Source organism: Bradyrhizobium sp. SHOUNA76 (assembly GCF_023006445.1).
Taxonomy (GTDB): domain Bacteria; phylum Pseudomonadota; class Alphaproteobacteria; order Rhizobiales; family Xanthobacteraceae; genus Bradyrhizobium.
The window spans coordinates 1-3,750 of sequence record NZ_JALBHA010000578.1; the positions used below are offsets into that span (position 1 = coordinate 1).

Genomic DNA, 3,750 nt, shown 5'->3' on the forward strand with positions numbered 1-3,750 from the left:
CACCGATCAGCAGCGAGCGCTTGCGCGACCAGGTCGGCAATGTCGCCACGTCGAGCGTGTCGGTGACCACGATGTTCTCGGCAGCGTCGATGATGGCGGGGATCGGATCGTGCCAGCCGCGGTGGAAGCCGCGCAGATGCTGCTTCAGCGTCGCCGGGTCGAGCGCGCGAAACATCGCCGCGTCCATGCCGTGCGCGGGCTGCGTGCTCCACCACATCACGCCATCGTTGGGATCCGGGCTGCAATAGCCGTAGCCGAAGAAGCCGCTCTGGCCGAATGTGGTCTCGACGTGCCGGCCGATCGATCTGCCGTCGAGCACGGCGTGCGGGACGAAGCCGCCGAAGCCGATCAGACCCGTGTCGAACGGCTGCGGTCCGTCCGGCACCACTTGGCGGCGCGCGACCGAGTGCACGCCGTCGGCGCCGATCAGGAAGTCGCCCTCGGCGGTGGTGCCATCGGCGAAATAGGCGATGATCGGTTGGTCGCCGCGGTCCTCGACCTTGATCAGGCGCTTCTCGAAATAGAGCGAGACGCAGGCGCACCAGGCCTTGTCGATCAGGATCTCGTTCAGCGTGGCGCGGGACATGTTGACCGCCGGCTGGCCGAAGCGCCGCGCCATGTCGCGGTTGATCGAGCCGAGCCGTTCGCCGCCTTGCGAATAGAAGTCGAAGGACTCCGCAACCGAGCCGCAGCTGATCAACTCGTTCGCCAGCCCGATCTCGTCCATCACATGCATGCCGTTCGGAGCGATCTGAAGCCCGCCGCCGATGCCCTTGGAGTAGGGCCAGGCCTCGTAGATCGCGGACTCGATGCCGGCGCGGCGCAGCAGGATCGCGGCCACGGGTCCGGCAATGCCGGCGCCGATGATCAGCGCCTTGCGGGGACGATAGGACATGGGCTTGCTCCGGACGTTTCCGTGGTGCTAGGAGAAATTACGGTCGCTAAATCTCTTAGTGACTAAGATATATATCGCCTAAGATATGAGGCCGACCTTGTCAAGGACGAAGGCGCGTACGGCGCTGTTGCAGGAGCTCGAGGAGGCGATGCGCAGGTCGTCCGCGCAGGGCGTGCTCTACGGGCAAACCGTTGCCAACGTTGCCGGAATTGCCAACTCCGACCTCGAATGCATGGACATCCTGTATCTCGAGGGCCGCGTCACCGCAGGGAGGCTCGCCGAGGTCACGGGCCTTACGACGGGCGCCATCACCGGCGTGGTCGACCGGCTCGAAAAGGCCGGCCTGGTCCGCCGTGAACGCGACGAGAAAGACCGCCGCAAGGTTTTCATCGCGGTCGTGCCGGAGGCGGCCATGAGGATCGGCCAGTTTTACGTGCCGATGCAGCAGGCGATGGAGAAGGTCTTCGTTGGCTATTCCGACGAGGAACTGCGGCTGCTGCTGCGTTTCGCGAATGAGGGCTACAAGGGCGTGCTCGCGGCGACGGAGGCACTGAAGGGCCTGCTCGACACGCCGCCGGAGAAGCGTCCCGCTCTCAAGCTGAAGACGCGTCCTCGCCAGCCCTGATCTTGTAGATCTGTGCGGCCGCGATCATGCCCCACATCACGCCCAGCATCATCCAGAAGTGGCGCCAGTGGTCGGTGTCGATCACGAAGCTTTCGCCGACGGTGCCGACGAACGCGGCGAACACGGCGAGATAAGCACGCTGCCAGGGCACACGGACGAAGACGTGCCGGAAGCCCATGATGACGGTGGTGAAGACCAGCGCGGGATAGCACACGCCGGCCAGCCAGCCGCCGGACATGAAGGCATTGAGGTAGGAGTTGTGGGTGTCCTCGGGGAAGAACCGGTGGAATTGCAAGGGACCGATGCCAAACGGCAGATCGAGCGCCATTTCCGCGCCGAGGATGTGCCGGCCGAAGCGGCCGAAGCGGCCTTCGTCGTAGCTCTGGTCGAAGCTCGCGCGCTGCTTGAACATCTCGGCGGTGGAATCGAACGACAGCAGCACCGCGATCAGCGCCAGCCCCAGCACCGCGGCGACGATCGCCATGATGATGATGCGCGAGCGCTGCGCGTTGGTGCGGCTGGTCAGCACCATCAGCGCCAGCATGAAGGCGGAGGTCAGCACCAGCCCGCCCCAGGCGGCGCGCGAGAAGGCGAGCAGGATCGCCAGCGACATGATGCCGAAGGCGAAGACGTTGCGGAAGGCCTTGCCGAGCTTGTCCGAAACCACGCTCTGAAGCGCAAACAGCGCCGGCAGGATCAGGAAGGCGCCGAGCACGTTCGGGTCCTTGAACGTACCGCGCGCGCGCCCGTAGAGCGTGAGGAGGTCGTTGCCGCCGGGAACCAGGTGGAAATAGCCGGCGACCGCCAGCACCGAGGCGACCATCGCGCCGATCACGAGGCCGCGGCGGAGCATGTCGAGCCGGGCCAGTGTATCCTCGGACATGACCATGGCGAAGAACACCACGGTCACCGCCATGTACCAGGAGGTCGCGATCCAGCTCACCACCTCGGACTTGTCGAACAGCGGGATCGCGCTGATCGTGTAGCCGACATTGAGCAGGACCAGCAGGGCAACCAGCGGCATCAGCGCGAGCCGCAAGCGCAGGCCGGTGGCGAAGAATATCACCGCCGCGAGCAGCGTCATGATCTCGTAGGGGCTCGGCTCGATGAAGACGACCGCGCCGGAGGCGCCGACCAGCCACACCAGCGCGCGCTGCAGCGCCAGCACGCCGGGCGCAGCCGGTGCGGCCACGTTCATTCCACCGGCTGTCGCCGCATACGCCATCACACGCTCACGCAACTGTACGCCACAAACACCGCTGTCATCGCCCGGCTCGACCGGGGCATGACAGAGAATCAACTCAATACGCGTTCTCGTTCTTGGTCAGCAGCGAGATCGGCGTCTTCAGGAGAATGTAGAGGTCGAACAGCACCGACCAGTTCTCGATGTAATAGAGATCGAACTCGACGCGCTTCTGGATCTTCTCTTCGTTGTCGATCTCGCCGCGCCAGCCGTTGATCTGGGCCCAGCCGGTGATGCCGGGCTTGACGCGATGGCGGGCGAAATAGCCGTCGACGGCTTCGTCGAACAGCCGGCTCTGCAGCTTGCCCTGCACCGCGTGCGGACGCGGACCGACCAGCGAGAGATTGCCGGCAAAAACCACGTTGAAGAGCTGCGGCAGCTCGTCGAGGCTGGTCTTGCGGATGAAGCGGCCGACGCGGGTGACGCGCGGATCGTTCTTGGTCACCACCTTCGAGGCCGTCGGATCGGCCTGGTGATGGTACATCGAGCGGAATTTATAGACGTCGATGCGCTCGTTGTTGAAGCCGAAGCGCTTCTGGCGGAACAGCACCGGGCCGGGGCTGTCGAGCCTCACCGCGAGCGCGACGAGGCCCATCACCGGCAGGGCCGCGAGCAGGGCGAGGCTGCCGACGACGCGGTCGAACAGCCATTTCATCACCAGATCCCAGTCCGTGATCGGCGCCTCGAACACGTCGAGCGTCGGCACCTCGCCGAGATAGGAATAGGAGCGGGGCCGGAAGCGCAGCTTGTTGGTGTGCGCGGAGAGGCGGATGTCGACCGGCAGCACCCAGAGCTTCTTCAGCATCTCCAGGATGCGCGTCTCCGCCGAGATCGGCAGCGCGAACAGCACGAGATCGACGCGGGTGCGGCGGGCGAATTCGATCGATTGAGGCTGGCGTGTTGCATCGCCGGCAGGCGGTGCGGACAAAGGCCGGAAGATATATCTCGAGAACCCGATCGCGCTCAGAAATAGTCTTCGGCGAAGGG

At 65.0% G+C, this 3,750-nt stretch carries 4 protein-coding genes; 1 reads left to right on the forward strand and 3 read right to left on the reverse strand.

All coding sequences use genetic code 11. The annotated features are described in order from the left end of the window. A partial coding sequence (locus MOV74_RS33585) for an FAD-dependent monooxygenase (protein ID WP_246931281.1) occupies positions 1-895 on the reverse strand: 895 nt, incomplete at its 3' end. A 148-nt stretch (positions 896-1,043) separates the two neighbouring features. On the opposite strand from MOV74_RS33585, the gene MOV74_RS33590 reads away from it, so the two are divergent. After that, positions 1,044-1,520 (forward strand): MarR family transcriptional regulator, encoded by a 477-nt coding sequence (locus MOV74_RS33590; RefSeq protein ID WP_246931284.1) that lies wholly within the window; start codon positions 1,044-1,046, stop codon positions 1,518-1,520. Here the strand turns inward: MOV74_RS33590 and MOV74_RS33595 are convergent. Together MOV74_RS33595 and MOV74_RS33600 are read right to left on the reverse strand one after the other, a co-directional pair. Then, positions 1,489-2,745, reverse strand: a complete 1,257-nt coding sequence (locus tag MOV74_RS33595) for an O-antigen ligase (RefSeq protein WP_246931282.1) — start codon at positions 2,743-2,745, stop codon at positions 1,489-1,491. The genes MOV74_RS33590 and MOV74_RS33595 overlap by 32 nt on opposite strands. Before the next feature lie 76 nt (positions 2,746-2,821). Next, a partial coding sequence (locus MOV74_RS33600) for an exopolysaccharide biosynthesis polyprenyl glycosylphosphotransferase (RefSeq protein ID WP_246931283.1) occupies positions 2,822-3,750 on the reverse strand: 929 nt, incomplete at its 5' end.

Excerpts from the sequence above, each read along its gene's own strand:
- MOV74_RS33590 (WP_246931284.1), top strand. The coding sequence starts at position 1,044 with ATGCGCAGGTCGTCCGCGCAGGGCGTGCTCTACGGGCAAACCGTTGCC.
- MOV74_RS33595 (WP_246931282.1), bottom strand. The coding sequence starts at position 2,745 with ATGGCGTATGCGGCGACAGCCGGTGGAATGAACGTGGCCGCACCGGCT.